Annotated in this window: 11 protein-coding genes and 1 tRNA gene; all 12 read left to right on the top strand. The window is 62.6% G+C overall.

Annotated features, from left to right (window positions below; translation table 11 throughout):
* Positions 1-1,029, top strand: a 1,029-nt coding sequence (gene tuf, locus IQ26_RS36925; protein ID WP_145723283.1) for an elongation factor Tu, incomplete at its 5' end; no start/stop codon positions are given.
* A 166-nt stretch (positions 1,030-1,195) separates the two neighbouring features.
* The gene (locus IQ26_RS36920; RefSeq protein WP_145723282.1) at positions 1,196-2,884 is read left to right on the top strand and encodes a COG3904 family protein; all 1,689 of its coding nucleotides are present in this window, start codon (positions 1,196-1,198) and stop codon (positions 2,882-2,884) included.
* Positions 2,885-2,995: 111 nt separating this feature from the next.
* Positions 2,996-3,478 carry a group II truncated hemoglobin gene (locus IQ26_RS36915; protein ID WP_145723281.1) on the top strand — a complete coding sequence of 161 codons (483 nt, stop codon included), beginning with the start codon at positions 2,996-2,998 and terminating at the stop codon, positions 3,476-3,478.
* 168 nt (positions 3,479-3,646) lie between these two features.
* A tRNA-Trp gene (locus IQ26_RS36910) sits at positions 3,647-3,722 on the top strand.
* Between the two features lie 445 nt (positions 3,723-4,167).
* Positions 4,168-4,371, top strand: a complete 204-nt coding sequence (secE, locus tag IQ26_RS36905) for a preprotein translocase subunit SecE (RefSeq protein ID WP_029352158.1) — start codon at positions 4,168-4,170, stop codon at positions 4,369-4,371.
* A 27-nt stretch (positions 4,372-4,398) separates the two neighbouring features.
* Complete coding sequence (nusG, locus tag IQ26_RS36900) at positions 4,399-4,926, top strand: transcription termination/antitermination protein NusG (protein WP_126042459.1); 528 nt, start codon at positions 4,399-4,401, stop codon at positions 4,924-4,926.
* Positions 4,927-5,099: 173 nt separating this feature from the next.
* On the top strand, positions 5,100-5,528 hold the full coding sequence (gene rplK / locus IQ26_RS36895; protein WP_126042457.1) for a 50S ribosomal protein L11: 429 nt from the start codon (positions 5,100-5,102) through the stop codon (positions 5,526-5,528).
* 4 nt (positions 5,529-5,532) lie between these two features.
* Complete coding sequence (rplA, locus tag IQ26_RS36890; RefSeq protein ID WP_145723280.1) at positions 5,533-6,231, top strand: 50S ribosomal protein L1; 699 nt, start codon at positions 5,533-5,535, stop codon at positions 6,229-6,231.
* A 396-nt stretch (positions 6,232-6,627) separates the two neighbouring features.
* On the top strand, positions 6,628-7,146 hold the full coding sequence (rplJ, locus tag IQ26_RS36885) for a 50S ribosomal protein L10 (protein WP_145723279.1): 519 nt from the start codon (positions 6,628-6,630) through the stop codon (positions 7,144-7,146).
* A gap of 54 nt (positions 7,147-7,200) precedes the next feature.
* Positions 7,201-7,578 (top strand): 50S ribosomal protein L7/L12, encoded by a 378-nt coding sequence (gene rplL / locus IQ26_RS36880; protein WP_023680442.1) that lies wholly within the window; start codon positions 7,201-7,203, stop codon positions 7,576-7,578.
* A 249-nt stretch (positions 7,579-7,827) separates the two neighbouring features.
* Positions 7,828-11,964, top strand: a complete 4,137-nt coding sequence (rpoB, locus tag IQ26_RS36875; protein ID WP_145723278.1) for a DNA-directed RNA polymerase subunit beta — start codon at positions 7,828-7,830, stop codon at positions 11,962-11,964.
* 134 nt (positions 11,965-12,098) lie between these two features.
* On the top strand, positions 12,099-16,295 hold the full coding sequence (gene rpoC, locus IQ26_RS36870; protein ID WP_145723277.1) for a DNA-directed RNA polymerase subunit beta': 4,197 nt from the start codon (positions 12,099-12,101) through the stop codon (positions 16,293-16,295).
* Positions 16,296-16,689: the final 394 nt, after the last annotated feature.

The following is a 16,689-nucleotide window of genomic DNA, read 5'->3' as shown; positions in this document are numbered from 1 at the left end:
GAGGAGAAGGCGCGCGGCATCACGATTTCGACGGCGCATGTGGAATACGAGACGGAGAACCGCCACTACGCGCATGTCGACTGCCCCGGGCACGCCGACTATGTGAAGAACATGATCACCGGTGCCGCGCAGATGGACGGGGCGATCCTGGTTGTGTCGGCGGCCGACGGCCCGATGCCGCAGACGCGCGAGCACATCCTGCTTGCCCGTCAGGTCGGCGTGCCGTCGATCGTGGTGTTTTTGAACAAGGTCGACCAGGTCGACGACGCCGAGCTTTTGGAGCTGGTCGAGCTCGAGGTGCGCGAGCTGTTGACCAAGAACGAGTTCCCCGGCGACGACATTCCGATCGTCAAGGGTTCGGCGCTTGCGGCTTTGGAGGATTCGGACAAGACGATCGGCGAGGACGCGATCCGCGAATTGATGGCGCAGGTCGACGCCTACATCCCGACGCCGGTTCGCCCGCTGGACAAGCCGTTCCTGATGCCGATCGAGGACGTGTTCTCGATCTCTGGCCGCGGCACGGTTGTGACCGGCCGCGTCGAGCGTGGCGTGGTCAAGGTTGGCGAGGAGCTCGAGATCGTCGGCATCCGTCCGACGACCAAGACGACCTGCACGGGCGTCGAGATGTTCCGCAAGCTGCTCGACCAGGGCCAGGCCGGCGACAACATCGGCGCGCTGCTGCGCGGTGTCGACCGCGAGGGTGTCGAGCGCGGCCAGGTTCTGGCCAAGCCGGGCACGGTCAAGCCGCACAAGAAGTTCGTGGCCGAAGCCTACATCCTGACCAAGGACGAGGGTGGCCGTCACACGCCGTTCTTCACCAACTACCGTCCGCAGTTCTATTTCCGCACGACGGACGTGACCGGCATCGTGTCGCTGCCGGAAGGCACCGAGATGGTGATGCCGGGCGACAACATCACGGTCGATGTCGAGCTGATCGTGCCGATCGCCATGGAAGAGAAGCTGCGCTTCGCCATCCGTGAAGGCGGCCGCACCGTCGGTGCCGGCATCGTCGTCACCATCAAAGAGTAATCGACACCGGCATTTGCCGGTTAGATCGAGTACAAAAGGGCAGTCCTCGGGCTGCCCTTTTTGCATTTTAGGTGCGGCCGACGTGCGCCCGCGGCGTCGTTGCAAAACCCTGTTGCAAGCGTCCAAACCTCGACTAGTATAAGTTGCATAGCGGGGGCTTGCCCAAATGGTTCCGTGGCACCGTTTGAATGGCCAGACATGGTGGTCGCTCAGGCTGATCTGCCTGGCGTCGTTCCTTGTCATGGGACACGCTGCCTTCGCGGCGAATACAAAAAAATCCGCGTCGGATCTTGGCTCGACGATGCGGTTTGTCATCGTCCGCAGCAGCACGCCTGGTTGCGAACCGACCTGCCCGGAATGGATATCGGCTGAAGGCTCGATAGAAGCCGGCACGCCGGCCCTTTTCAAACGCACGCTCAAAGCTCTCGGCGGTCGAAAACTGCCGCTTGTCGTCGATTCTCCCGGCGGCAACGTCGATGCGGCGCTGGCGCTGGGCCGTCTGATCCGCAAGAATAAGCTCGACATCGCGGTCGGCAAGACCCAGTTCGTCGGCTGCCTGCCCGACGTGAAGAACTGCAGGGAAAACGACGGCAAGGGCGCCCGTTATTTCGGCAGTCCCTATGCCGCCGGCGCCATCTGCAATTCCGCCTGTCCGCTGATGTTTGCCGGCGGCATCAGGCGTGTGGTCGGGCAATTGGCCTATCTCGGCGTCCATCAGATTACCACGACCTATATCCGGACGAAATTGCAGTACCGGACCACGTATCGGGTGGTGAGAGGCAAGAAGAAGGTCCACAGCAAGAAGATCGTCAGCCGCAAGGACGCCGGCAGCTACAAGACCTACGAGATGAGCAAGGCGACGGAGAAAAGACTGGCGGCCTATCTCAAGGAAATGGGTGTCGGCCGTGACGTGCTCGAGACGATGAAGAACACGCCGGCCAGCAGCATCCACCAGCTGGCTCCTTACGACATGCTGCAGGCGAAGCTCGTTACCAGCCTGGATGCTGTCGACCTGCTGACCGCGGCAACCCTGTGCAAAACCGATCCGGTGGCAGCGAACTGCAGGGAGATACCGGCGCCGGCGGACAACGCCACGAAGCCGGCCGGCGATGTGATGGCGTACGCCAAGCCCGCTCCCGCCGCGTCGGTCGAACCCGAAGCCGTGCGGCGGGACGACGTCGGAGACATGCGCTTCGTTCTGGTTCGAGGCAGAAGTTTCCTCTGCGATCCCAATTGTCCCGAATGGATCTCCGCGGAAGGCACCATCAGCGCTCATACGCCGGAGCGGCTGCGCCAGTTGCTTGACACGATCGGCGATCGGCGCCTGCCCGTGGTGGTCAACTCGCCGGGAGGTGACATGCTCGGCGCTCTGGCTACTGGAAGGTTGATTAGAGAACGCAAGCTCGACGTGGCCGTTGCACGGACGGACTTCATTGAATGCGAGCCGGACAAGGCGGATTGCACCGCCGAAGATGGCGTCTATGTCGGGCTCACGATCGATGCGAGCGGCGAGTGTGGCGCAGCCTGTCCGATCATGCTCGCCGGCGGCGTCAGGCGCCTTGTCGGTCCTCGTGCGCAGGTGACCGTGCATTCGACGGGGCTGGAGCAACAGGTCAAATCCTATCTCAGGGACATGGCGATCGGACCCGGTCTGCTGGCGGCGATGCGGTCGGTTCCGGACTCGCGCCATCGGCAGCTCGAGCCCGCCATAATGTTGAAAGTCGGGCTGACGACCGGGCTTGAATCGGTCGATGAATTTACCGGTCCGACCATCTGCAAATCGGAGCCGATGCCAGAGAATTGCCGCGTGATGTCGACGTCCGAGGTTCACGCCGACGCGCCCGTCAAGCTGTAAGGTGCAGGCACCGCAGCCGGCCCAAACTGGCCATCGAGGCAGGTTGAGCAATGTTCGATAGTTCCGCTATCGTCCGAGGCAATTGACAGTCCGGCCGGCCGAGGATCGAGAATGAGCCAGGATATCCCGACATTGTTCGAATGGGCCGGCGGCACCGAAGCACTGAATCGCCTGACCCAAACGTTCTACGGCAAGGTGTCTCGCGACCCGGTCGTCGGCCCGGTGTTCAAAAACATGTCACCGGATCATCCTGCCCATGTCGCGGCCTTCATCGGCGAGGTCTTCGGCGGACCGAAGATCTACAGCGAAAAGCATGGCGGTCACCGCGAGATGGTGATGCGTCATCTTGGCAAGCACCTGAGCGAGGAGCAGCGCCGGCGCTGGATCAATCTGCTCGCTGATGCCGCCGATGAGACCGGGCTGCCGGACGATCCGGAATTCCGCTCGGCTTTCATGGCCTATGTCGAATGGGGATCGCGGCTGGCCAAGATGAACTCCAACCTTGGCGAGACCTGCGACCCGGAGACGGAACCGATGCCGGCCTGGGGGTGGGGCGTGCCGGGAGGTCCTTATCAGCCGCCGTCGGGCGGCTGATCCCGGCTTGCGGCGACTTCAGGCGAGTGGTCGAGATCGGCCTGACGGACTGGTCGTCACCTATCCGAATTCTGGTGCAGGACGTGAATGGCACAATCCAATCAGACCGCTCTTTACAGAGCGCGCGGAAGCTTTTAGGAAGCGCCTGCTGCGCCGACACGCGCACGTACGGGCATAGCTCAGTTGGTAGAGCGGCGGTCTCCAAAACCGCAGGTCGTAGGTTCGAGCCCTGCTGCCCGTGCCATTTTTCAAAATGGCCAATCGATGAAACGTCTACAGCGTCCTTTGCGCATGATCCTTCCAAACCGAGGGGGCAGCGCAGCAAAATCGATCCCTGGTTCGCTGGCATGCGTTGGTTTCCACCGGCCAGCCTTTGAAAACCGGCGGGCGACTTGCCATTTAGATTGGATTGGGGCATAAGGGGCCATAGCCGGGACGGGACGACTGGATGGTTCCGAGGCGGCGTTTGTCATAAAGCGGACACTTGCCACTTGCGTGGATCAAGAATCGGTTTTATGTAGAGGAAACAGACACGCGACGCGTGGAGCTGGGAATCCGGCTTTACGCGTCCGATTTGCATGGGCGAAATGATTGCGCTGATTCGGCGCGAACACGGGCTCAGGCGGCACGTCCCGGCCAGCGGGATCATCCAGGAGACCCGGCCAACGGGTCTTGAAGACAGGCGGCACATGGCTTCGAAAACCACAAATCCTTTCGTCTTTCTCCAGCAGGTTCGCTCGGAGACCGCCAAGGTGACTTGGCCGTCGCGCCGCGAAACGATGATCTCGACGGTGATGGTTCTGGCGTTCGCTGTGATCGCGATGATCTTTTTCTTTACCGCCGATCAGCTCATGGGCCTCGCGGTCGAGCAGATTCTGGGCATTGGACGCTAAGTCCGGCGATTACGGAGAAGTCTTGATATGACTGCGCGGTGGTACATCGTCCACGCCTATTCGAACTTTGAAAAGAAGGTCGCCGAGGATATCGAGCACAAGGCCAAGCAGAAAGGCCTGTCCGCTGAAATCGAGCAGATCGTGGTGCCGACCGAGAAGGTCGTCGAGATACGCCGCGGCCGCAAGGTCGATGCCGAGCGCAAGTTCTTCCCGGGCTACGTGCTCCTGAAGGCCAACCTGACCGATGCGGTGTTCTCGCTCGTGAAGAACACGCCGAAGGTCACCGGCTTCCTGGGCGACTCGAAGCCGGTGCCGATCACTGAGGCCGAGGCCCAGCGCATCCTGAACCAGGTGCAGGAAGGCGTCGAGCGGCCGAAGCCGTCGGTCACTTTCGAGATCGGCGAGGCGATCCGCGTCTCGGACGGCCCGTTCGCGTCGTTCAACGGTTTCGTCCAGGAAGTGGACGAGGAGCGGGCGCGGCTCAAGGTGGAAGTTTCGATCTTCGGGCGCGCCGTGCCGGTCGATCTTGAATTCGGGCAGGTCGAAAAGGGCTGATCCGGAATCCTCGTCGCCCATTCGGCGATGGGGGAGGCGGCGCGGAGATCGCGTCGCCAGAACGGTGGGAGGCGAATGCGGCTTTAGCCAGCCGCAGGAACCGCACCACCAGACTGCAACCGCCGGTGTTTCCCAGAGATAGTGGGGCCGGCATGAGATAAAGGCAGGAAGAGATGGCTAAGAAAATTGCAGGCCAGCTCAAGCTCCAGGTTTCCGCGGGCTCGGCGACGCCGTCGCCCCCGATCGGACCGGCGCTTGGTCAGCGCGGCATCAACATCATGGAGTTCTGCAAGGCGTTCAACGCGCAGACCCAGGAAATGGAAAAGGGATCGCCGATCCCGGTCGTGATCACCTACTACCAGGACAAGTCGTTCACCTTCGTCATGAAGACGCCGCCGGTGAGCTACTTCCTGAAGAAGGCCGCGAACCTGAAGTCGGGCTCGAAGGAGCCGGGCAAGGTCAGGGCCGGCACGATCGGCCGCGACAAGGTGCGCGCCATTGCCGAGCAGAAGATGAAGGATCTGAACGCAAACGATATCGAGGGGGCCATGCGCATGGTCGAGGGCTCCGCCCGCTCGATGGGTCTGGAAGTGGTGGGCTGAGATCATGGCAAAGATTGCAAAGCGTGTATCGAAGACCCGCGAAGGCATCGATCCCAACAAGGCCTATGCCCTGGGCGATGCGCTGAAGCTGCTCAAGGAGCGGTCCTCGGTGAAGTTCGACGAAACCGTTGAAGTCGCGATGAACCTGGGTGTCGACCCGCGCCATGCCGACCAGATGGTCCGTGGCGTGGTCAATCTGCCGAACGGCACCGGCCGTACCGTCCGCGTCGCCGTTTTTGCGCGCGGCGACAAGGCCGACGAAGCCAAGGCTGCCGGCGCTGATGTCGTTGGCGCCGAGGATCTGGTCGAAATCGTCCAGAAGGGCACGATCGACTTCGATCGCTGCATCGCCACGCCGGACATGATGCCGCTGGTCGGCCGTCTGGGCAAGGTGCTCGGCCCGCGCGGCATGATGCCGAACCCGAAGGTCGGCACCGTCACCACCGACGTCGCCGCCGCCGTCAAGGCGTCGAAGGGCGGCGCCGTCGAGTTCCGCGTCGAGAAAGCCGGCATCGTTCATGGTGGCGTCGGCAAGATCTCGTTCGACGTCAAGGCGTTGGAAGAGAACGTCCGCGCCTTCGCTGACGCGGTGAACAAGGCGAAGCCGGCTGGCGCCAAGGGCAACTACGTCAAGAAGGTGTCGGTCACCTCGACGATGGGCCCGGGCCTCAAGCTCGACGTCTCGACGCTGGCAGCGTCCTGATACGAACGATTTGGATTGGCCGCTAAAGGGCCGATCCGCAAACAGAATTCCGGGCCTCCGATTTATCTTGGCGGCCCGGTACCGGAAGTCGGAAGGCTTCCGGACATCCTGTCCGAGATTGCAGGCGGCCCTCAAGCCTAATTCAAAGGGGGCCTTAATTCATGTGGGCCTGCATGAGACGGGTGAAGACCGGACAACGGAGCGACTGCTCCAATGAAAGGTTCGAACCGTGTTTGCCTTTTGTCTGCGCACCATTCGGCTTGCCGGCTGGTGTGGCGAAAGGGGGCAGGATCCTCGAGCGTCGTTCGGGAGATCCGTTACTGGATGGCCCGGCCGGCAAAAGGCAACCCGACGCCTGTCCTCGTGAATGGGGCAGGGGTCAACTGGAGATAGGCAGTGGACAGAGCGGAAAAACGCGAACTCGTCACGGGCCTGAATGATGCGTTTTCAAGCGCTGGTTCAGTCGTCGTGGCCCACTACGCCGGTATCACCGTCGCGCAAATGAACGACCTCCGGTCGAAGATGCGCGCCGCCGGTGGCACCGTCAAAGTCGCGAAGAACCGTCTCGCCAAAATCGCTCTTCAGGGCACGGACTCCGCATCGATCGTCGATCTGTTCAAGGGACAGACGCTGATCGCTTATTCGGAGGATCCGGTTACGGCGCCGAAGGTCGCGTCCGATTTCGCCAAGGGAAATGACAAGCTGGTCATTCTCGGCGGCGCAATGGGCACCACCTCGCTCAACGCCGACGGTGTGAAGGCACTCGCCGCACTTCCGTCGCTCGATGAGCTGCGCGGCAGGCTGGTTGGCATGATCGCCACGCCGGCAACCCGGATCGCCCAGATCGTCAATGCGCCTGCGGCTTCGGTCGCGCGCGTCATCGGCGCTTACGCCCGGAAGGACGAGGCGGCATGAGGCCGTTCCTCGCTATCACAAACACACGTTCGAACCTTATGAAGGAATATTGCAATGGCTGATCTCGCAAAGATCGTAGACGACCTTTCGAAGCTGACCGTCCTCGAGGCGGCCGAGTTGTCGAAGCTTTTGGAAGAAAAGTGGGGCGTTTCCGCCGCTGCTCCGGTGGCGGTTGCCGCCGCTGGCGGTGCTGCGGCCGCTGCTGCTCCGGTCGAGGAAAAGACGGAATTCGACGTCGTCCTCACCGAGGCGGGCGCTCAGAAGATCAACGTCATCAAGGAAGTTCGCGCCATCACCGGTCTTGGCCTCAAGGAAGCCAAGGACCTGGTCGAGGCGGCTCCGAAGCCGGTCAAGGAAGCCGTTTCCAAGGCCGACGCGGACAAGTTCAAGGCCCAGCTGGAAGCAGCCGGCGCCAAGGTCGAACTGAAGTAAGCGTTTGTATCGGCGGGCGGCTTCGCGCCGTCCGCCATTCCCTCGGCCGAAGGGAGGCTGCGTAACGCGAAGTACGAAAACCTCTTTCCCGAGGGCCGTGAATCGGCCTTCAGGAAACGGGTTTTCTCCCGTTTTGGCCAGCCGCCGATTGGCGGTGGGTGAACAAATAGAAGGCCCCCGCCGAGGTGGCCGAGAATGCAAGGCGAGCCGCGGCGAGGCTCGCCCCGAGTTTAGAGCTAAGGAGCGACGATGGCCCAGACACAGACTTTCAATGGCCGCAGACGCGTACGCAAGTTCTTCGGGAAGATCCCGGAAGTTGCGGAGATGCCGAACCTTATCGAGGTTCAGAAGGCATCCTATGACCAGTTCCTGATGGTGGAGGAGCCCAAGGGCGGGCGTCCTGACGAGGGACTGCAGGCGGTTTTCAAGTCGGTCTTCCCGATCTCCGACTTTTCCGGCTCCTCAATGCTGGAATTCGTGAAGTACGAGTTCGAAGGACCGAAATTCGACGTTGACGAATGCCGTCAGCGCGACCTGACCTATGCCGCGCCGCTGAAGGTGACGCTGCGCCTCATCGTGTTCGATATCGACGAGGATACCGGCGCCAAGTCTATCAAGGACATCAAGGAGCAGGACGTCTACATGGGCGACATGCCGCTCATGACCTTGAACGGCACCTTCATCGTCAACGGCACCGAGCGCGTCATCGTCTCGCAGATGCACCGTTCGCCGGGCGTCTTCTTCGACCATGACAAGGGCAAGTCGCACTCGTCGGGCAAGCTGCTGTTTGCCGCGCGTGTCATCCCCTATCGCGGCTCGTGGCTCGACATCGAGTTCGACTCGAAGGACGTCGTGCACGCCCGCATCGACCGCCGCCGCAAGATTCCGGTGACGTCGCTGTTGATGGCGCTCGGCATGGACGGCGAAGAGATCCTGTCGACCTTCTACAACAAGATCACCTACAAGCGCGCCGGCGACCATTGGCGCATCCCGTTCAACGTCGAGCGTTTCCGCGGCCTCAAGGCCGTTGGCGACCTGGTCGACGCCGATACCGGCGAAGTTGTCGTCGAGGCCGGCAAGAAGATCACCGCACGCCAGGCCCGTCAGCTCGGCGAAAAGGGTCTCAAGGCGATCAAGGCGACCGACGAGGATCTGCTCGGCAATTACCTTGCCGAGGACATCGTCAACTATGGGACCGGCGAGATTTTCCTCGAGGCCGGCGACGAGATCGATGACAAGACGCTGAAGGTGCTTCTCAGCGCCGGCGATGACGAGATCAAGGTTCTCGACATCGACCACGTCAATGTCGGCGCCTACATCCGCAACACGCTCAGCGTCGACAAGAACGAGAGCCGACAGGACGCGCTGTTCGACATCTACCGCGTCATGCGCCCCGGCGAGCCGCCGACGCTCGAGACCGCCGAAGCCATGTTCAACTCGCTGTTCTTCGACAGCGAGCGCTATGATCTGTCGGCCGTCGGCCGCGTCAAGATGAACATGCGCCTCGAGCTTAAGGCCGAGGATACCGTGCGCGTGCTGCGCAAGGACGACATCCTGGCCGTGGTCAAGACGCTGGTCGAATTGCGCGACGGCAAGGGCGAGATCGACGACATCGACAATCTCGGCAATCGCCGCGTGCGCTCGGTCGGCGAGCTGATGGAGAACCAGTACCGCGTCGGCCTGCTGCGCATGGAGCGCGCGATCAAGGAACGCATGTCCTCGATCGAGATCGATACGGTGATGCCGCAGGACCTGATCAACGCCAAGCCGGCGGCTGCCGCCGTGCGCGAGTTCTTCGGTTCCTCGCAGCTGTCGCAGTTCATGGACCAGACCAACCCGCTGTCGGAGATCACCCACAAGCGCCGCCTCTCGGCGCTTGGGCCCGGTGGTCTGACCCGCGAGCGCGCCGGCTTCGAGGTGCGCGACGTGCACCCGACGCATTACGGCCGCATCTGCCCGATCGAGACGCCGGAAGGCCCGAACATCGGTCTGATCAACTCGCTGGCCACCTTTGCGCGCGTCAACAAATACGGCTTCATCGAGAGCCCGTACCGCAAGATCGTCAACGGCAGGCTGACCAATGAGGTCGTCTACCTGTCGGCGATGGAAGAGGCCAAGCACCACGTCGCGCAGGCCAATGCCGAGCTCGACAAGAATGGCGGTTTCGTCGACGAATTCGTCATTTGCCGCAACGCCGGCGAAGTGATGATGGCGCCGCGCGAAAACGTCGATCTGATGGACGTGTCGCCGAAGCAGATGGTGTCGGTGGCCGCGGCCCTGATCCCGTTCCTCGAGAACGACGACGCCAACCGCGCCCTGATGGGCTCGAACATGCAGCGTCAGGCCGTGCCGCTGGTGCGCGCCGAAGCGCCGTTCGTCGGCACCGGCATGGAGCCGATCGTCGCCCGTGACTCGGGCGCCGCCATCGGTGCCCGCCGCGGCGGCATCGTCGACCAGGTGGACGCGACGCGTATCGTCATCCGCGCCACGGAAGATCTCGATCCCGGCAAGTCCGGCGTCGACATCTACCGGCTGATGAAGTTCCAGCGCTCGAACCAGAACACCTGCATCAACCAGCGTCCGCTGGTGCGCATGGGCGACCGGGTCAACAAGGGCGACATCATCGCCGACGGCCCGTCGACCGAGCTCGGCGATCTGGCGCTCGGCCGCAACGTGCTGGTCGCGTTCATGCCGTGGAACGGCTACAACTACGAGGACTCGATCCTCTTGTCCGAGCGCATCGTCGCCGACGACGTCTTCACCTCGATCCACATCGAGGAGTTCGAGGTCATGGCGCGCGACACCAAGCTCGGGCCGGAGGAAATCACGCGCGACATCCCCAACGTCTCGGAAGAAGCGCTGAAGAACCTCGACGAGGCCGGCATCGTCTATATCGGCGCGGAAGTGCAGCCGGGCGACATCCTGGTCGGCAAGATCACGCCGAAGGGTGAAAGCCCGATGACGCCGGAAGAGAAGCTTCTGCGCGCCATCTTCGGCGAAAAGGCATCGGACGTGCGTGACACTTCCATGCGCATGCCGCCCGGAACCTTCGGCACCGTCGTCGAAGTGCGCGTCTTCAACCGCCACGGTGTGGAGAAGGACGAGCGCGCCATGGCGATCGAGCGTGAGGAGATCGAACGCCTCGCCAAGGACCGCGACGACGAGCAGGCGATCCTCGACCGCAACGTCTATTCGCGCCTTTCCGACGTTCTCGTCGGCAAGGAAGCGATTGCCGGACCGAAGGGCTTCAAGAAGGGCTCGAAGCTGTCGAAGGACACGCTCGACGAGTATCCGCGTTCGCAGTGGTGGCAGTTTGCGGTGGAGGACGAGAAGCTCCAGAGCGAACTGGAAGCCCTGCGTGGCCAGTACGACGATTCCAAGAAGGCGCTCGAACAGCGCTTCATGGACAAGGTCGAGAAGGTGCAGCGCGGCGATGAGATGCCTCCCGGCGTCATGAAGATGGTCAAGGTCTTCGTGGCCGTGAAGCGCAAGATGCAGCCCGGCGACAAGATGGCCGGCCGGCACGGCAACAAGGGTGTCGTGTCGCGGATCGTTCCGGTCGAGGACATGCCGTTCCTCGAGGACGGCACGCATGCCGATATCGTGCTCAACCCGCTGGGTGTGCCGAGCCGCATGAATGTCGGTCAGATCCTGGAGACGCATCTGGGCTGGGCTTGCGCCGGAATGGGCAGGAAGATCGGCGAACTGATCGACGCCTACAAGACGGGCGGCGACATCAAGCCGCTGCGCAAGACGCTCGAGAGCTTCATGCCGGCCAACGACCGCAACGAGCCGGTCCGCGACTATGACGACGAGAGTGTCGTTCGCCTCAGCGAGCAGATGCGCCGCGGCGTCGCCATCGCGACACCGGTGTTCGACGGCGCGCACGAGGCCGACATCAACATCATGCTGGAGCAGGCGGGCCTGCACACCAGCGGTCAGTCGCAGCTCTATGACGGGCGCACCGGCGAGCCGTTCGATCGTAAAGTGACGATGGGCTACATATATATGCTCAAGCTTCACCATCTCGTGGACGACAAGATTCACGCGCGTTCGATCGGGCCGTACTCGCTCGTTACCCAGCAGCCGCTGGGCGGCAAGGCGCAGTTCGGTGGCCAGCGCTTCGGCGAGATGGAGGTCTGGGCGCTCGAAGCGTACGGCGCCGCCTACACGCTGCAGGAGATGCTGACGGTGAAGTCGGACGACGTCGCCGGCCGCACCAAGGTCTACGAGGCGATCGTCAGAGGCGACGACACGTTCGAGGCCGGCATTCCCGAGAGCTTCAACGTTCTGGTCAAGGAAATGCGGTCTCTGGGCCTCAATGTCGAGCTGGAGAACACCAAGCTCGACGAAACACCAGTCCGGCTGCCCGACGCGGCCGAATAAGCCAGCGTGCGGTCGCGGGAGAGGGCTCCCGCGACCGCACGCACCAATTCTTCGGCCGATGGCCGGCAAGTCGGCGGGCGTTTGGTCCGCGCTAGATGCAAGGGGTTTTCGAGGACCCCGAAAAGGAGAACGGCATGAACCAAGAGGTCATGAATCTCTTCAACCCCCAGGCGCCTGCGCAGGTGTTCGATTCCATCCGGATCTCGCTCGCCAGCCCTGAGAAGATTCTGTCCTGGTCGTTCGGCGAGATCAAGAAGCCGGAGACCATCAACTACCGCACCTTCAAGCCGGAGCGCGACGGCCTGTTCTGCGCGCGGATTTTCGGTCCGATCAAGGACTATGAGTGCCTGTGCGGCAAGTACAAGCGCATGAAGTACAAGGGCGTCATCTGCGAGAAGTGCGGCGTCGAAGTGACGCTGTCGCGCGTCCGTCGCGAGCGCATGGGCCATATCGAACTGGCTGCGCCCGTCGCCCATATCTGGTTCCTGAAGTCACTGCCGTCGCGTATCGGCACGTTGCTCGACATGACGCTGAAGGACATCGAGCGCGTTCTCTACTTCGAGAACTACATCGTCACCGAGCCTGGCCTCACCGCGCTGAAGGAGCACCAGCTCCTCAGCGAGGAAGAGTACATGATCGCCGTCGACGAATATGGCGAGGATAGTTTCACCGCCATGATCGGCGCCGAGGCCATCCACGACCTTCTGGCCGGCATGGACCTGGAGAAGATCGCCGGCGACCTGCGTTCGGAGCTGGCTTCGACCACGTCCGAGCTCAAGCAGAAGAAGTATCTGAAGCGGCTCAAGGTCGTCGAGAACTTCATGGAATCCGGCAACCGTCCGGAATGGATGATCATGAAGGTGGTTCCGGTGATCCCGCCGGACCTGCGCCCGCTGGTTCCTCTTGATGGTGGACGCTTCGCGACGTCGGATCTCAACGATCTCTATCGCCGCGTCATCAACCGCAACAACCGCCTGAAGCGGCTGATCGAGCTGCGTGCGCCCGGTATCATCGTGCGCAATGAAAAGCGCATGCTGCAGGAAGCCGTCGACGCGCTGTTCGACAACGGCCGCCGCGGCCGCGTCATCACCGGCGCCAACAAGCGTCCGCTGAAGTCGCTGTCCGACATGCTCAAGGGCAAGCAGGGCCGGTTCCGCCAGAACCTGCTCGGCAAGCGCGTCGACTATTCCGGCCGCTCGGTCATCGTGACCGGTCCGGAGCTCAAGCTGCACCAGTGCGGCTTGCCGAAGAAGATGGCGCTCGAACTGTTCAAGCCCTTCATCTATGCCCGTCTCGACGCCAAGGGTTATTCCTCGACCGTCAAGCAGGCGAAGAAGCTGGTCGAGAAGGAGCGTCCGGAGGTGTGGGATATCCTCGACGAGGTTATCCGCGAGCATCCGGTCCTCTTGAACCGTGCGCCGACGCTGCACCGCCTCGGCATCCAGGCGTTCGAGCCGATCCTGATCGAAGGCAAGGCGATCCAGCTTCACCCGCTGGTCTGCACGGCCTTCAACGCCGACTTCGACGGCGACCAGATGGCGGTTCACGTGCCGCTGTCGCTGGAAGCGCAGCTTGAAGCCCGCGTGCTGATGATGTCGACCAACAACATCCTGCACCCGGCTTCCGGCGCGCCGATCATCGTGCCCTCGCAGGACATGGTTCTCGGCCTCTACTATCTCTCGATCGTCAACCAGAACGAGCCGGGCGAGGGCATGGTGTTTGCCGACATGGGCGAACTCCAGCACGCGCTCGAGACAAAGGCAGTGACGCTGCACGCCAAGATCAAGGGTCGCTTCCGCTCGGTCGACGCCGAAGGCAATGTCGTGTCGAAGATCTACGACACCACGCCCGGCCGCATGATCATCGGCGAGCTTCTGCCGAAGAACGTCAACGTGCCTTACGAGACCGCGAACCAGGAGATGACCAAGAAGAACATCTCCAAGATGATCGACACCGTCTACCGCCATTGCGGTCAGAAGGAGACGGTCATTTTCTGCGACCGCATCATGGCCCTCGGCTTCAGCCACGCCTGCCGCGCCGGCATTTCGTTCGGCAAGGACGACATGCTGATCCCGGATGCCAAGATCAAGCTCGTCTCCGACACCGAGGCTTTGGCCAAGGAATACGAGCAGCAGTACAATGACGGCCTGATCACGCAGGGCGAGAAGTACAACAAGGTCGTCGACGCCTGGGCCAAGTGCTCGGAAAAGGTCGCCGACGAGATGATGGCCCGCATCAAGGCGGTCGAGTTCGAGGACAATGGCCGTCAAAAGCCGATGAACTCGATCTACATGATGTCGCACTCCGGTGCGCGCGGCTCGCCCACCCAGATGCGCCAGCTTGCCGGCATGCGCGGCCTGATGGCCAAGCCTAGCGGCGAGATCATCGAGACGCCGATCATCTCGAACTTCAAGGAAGGCCTGACCGTGCTCGAGTACTTCAACTCGACCCACGGCGCCCGCAAGGGTCTGGCAGACACCGCCTTGAAGACGGCGAACTCGGGTTACCTCACCCGTCGTCTGGTCGACGTGGCGCAGGACTGCATCGTCAACTCCGTCGACTGCGGCACCGACAAGGGCCTTACCATGCAGCCGATCGTCGATGCCGGCCAGGTCGTCGCTTCCGTCGGCCAGCGCGTTCTCGGTCGTACGGCGCTCGACGACATCACCCATCCGGTGTCGGGCGAGGTTCTGGTCAAGGCCGGAACACTGATGGACGAACGCGACGTGGAGCAGATCGAAAAGGCCGGCGTCCAGTCGGTCCGCATCCGCTCGGCGCTGACCTGCGACGTCAGGGTCGGTGTGTGCGCGGTCTGCTACGGACGCGATCTGGCCCGCGGCACCCCGGTCAACCAGGGCGAGGCTGTCGGCGTCATCGCGGCGCAGTCGATCGGCGAGCCGGGCACCCAGCTCACCATGCGTACCTTCCACATGGGCGGTACGGCGCAGGTGGTGGACTCGTCGTTCCTTGAAGCCTCGTATGAGGGCAAGGTCGAGATCCGCAACCGCAACGTGGTGCGCAACTCCGACGGCCAGCAGATGGTCATGGGCCGCAACATGGCGGTGCTGATCCTCGACGAGGCCGGCAAGGAGCGCGCCACGCACCGTGTCACCTACGGTTCGCGCATCTTCGTGGACGATGGCGACAAGGTGAAGCGTGGCCAGCGCATCGCCGAGTGGGATCCCTATACCCGCCCGATCCTCACCGAAATTGAGGGCACGGTGCAGTTCGAGGATCTGGTCGACGGCATTTCCGTTCAGGAAACGGCCGACGAATCGACCGGCATCACCAAGCGCGAGGTCATCGACTGGCGTTCGACGCCACGCGGCAACGACCTCAAGCCGGCGATGATCGTCCAGGACGCCAAGGGCAAGGTCGGCAAGCTGTCGAAGGGCGGCGACGCCCGCTTCCTGCTCTCGGTCGAGGCCATTCTTTCGGTCGAGCCGGGTGCGCATGTGAAGCCCGGCGACGTGCTGGCGCGTATCCCCTTGGAAAGCGCCAAGACCAAGGACATCACCGGCGGTCTGCCGCGTGTTGCCGAGCTGTTCGAGGCACGCCGTCCGAAGGATCACGCCATCATCGCCGAGATCGACGGCACGATCCGCTTCGGCCGCGACTACAAGAACAAGCGCCGCATCATCATCGAGCCGCATGACTCGACGCTCGAGCCGGTCGAATACCTGATCCCGAAGGGCAAGCCGTTCCATCTCCAGGACGGCGACGTCATCGAGAAGGGCGACTACATCCTCGACGGCAATCCGGCGCCGCACGACATCCTGGCGATCAAGGGCGTGGAGGCACTTGCCTCCTACCTCGTCAACGAGATCCAGGAGGTCTACCGCCTGCAGGGCGTGTCGATCAACGACAAGCACATCGAGGTGATCGTTCGCCAGATGCTGCAGAAGGTCGAGATCACCACGCAGGGCGACTCGACCTACATTCCGGGCGATCACGTCGACATGATCGAGCTGGAAGAGGTCAACGAGCGCCTGGTCGAGGACGGCAAGAAGCCGGCCGAAGGCCAGCCGGTGCTCTTGGGCATCACCAAGGCCTCGCTGCAGACACCGTCCTTCATCTCGGCCGCCTCCTTCCAGGAGACGACCCGGGTGCTGACCGAAGCGGCGGTTGCCGGCAAGACCGACATGCTGCAGGGGCTGAAGGAGAACGTCATCGTCGGCCGGCTGATCCCGGCCGGTACTGGCGGCACGATGAGCCAGATCCGGCGCATCGCCACCTCGCGCGACGAGCTGATCATCGACGAGCGCCGCAAGGCGTCGGGCGTCGAGGTCGCCGAACCGATGCTGACCGAAATGGTTACCGCCGCGCAGTAAGCGCGACGGTACAGATCTCAGGCAACGAAGCCGTCGGGGCAACCCGGCGGCTTTTTTGTGTGTGCCGAGCATGATCGACAGCTTGGAGGTGTAAGTCCTCTACCCAGCCTGATGGCGGCGAAGGGTTAGCGAAGCGCAAGGGCGTCGTCGCAAGGCGGGGTCTGAAGGAAGCGTGGAGCAAACCCGCGACCCGATGGACAAGAACCGGATACGAGGCCTACCCGGCCGGACGAGCGGGCACATGACCGCGAAGTCCATGGTCATCAAGGACCGGGGTGGTAAATCCGGCGGGTGTGCGGGGAAGGCGGTCGATCTTACCTCGGGAGATCTGTGCCGTGTCCGGAATTCCGGACTGAGCCCGCCGTGAGGCGCGCTGATCGCGGTGCAGAAGTCA

The sequence above is a fragment of the Mesorhizobium tianshanense genome (genome assembly GCF_007830515.1).
In the GTDB taxonomy this organism is placed as follows: domain Bacteria; phylum Pseudomonadota; class Alphaproteobacteria; order Rhizobiales; family Rhizobiaceae; genus Mesorhizobium; species Mesorhizobium tianshanense.
Note: the sequence above shows the minus strand (reverse complement) of the source record. Positions and strands in the feature narration are given on the sequence as shown.